At 72.8% G+C, this 235-nt stretch carries 1 protein-coding gene; it reads left to right on the forward strand.

Going from position 1 to position 235, the window contains the following annotated elements:
• Positions 1-235 (forward strand): glycosyltransferase (locus AC0IYH_RS34040; RefSeq protein WP_471838893.1); only part of this gene is annotated, 235 nt, incomplete at both ends.

A 235-nucleotide genomic window follows, 5' to 3' on the forward strand; every position in this document is an offset into this window, starting at 1 on the left:
GCTCGCCAGCGCCTGTGCCGCGGTCGGTGCGCGCGCGGTGATCGCGCATGGCGGTGGCCTTTCGGCGGACGAGGAAGCGGGGTTGCCCGGCGATCCGCTGGTGCGGGCCTTCTGGCCGCAACGCGCGGTGCTGCGCCGGTGCGCGGCGGCGGTTCTGCACGGCGGCTTCAACACCGTGCTCGATGCGCTGAGCGAAGGCGTGCCGATGGTCGTGTTGCCGATCGCGTTCGAACAG

Source organism: Pseudomonas sp. AC463 (assembly GCF_979253585.1).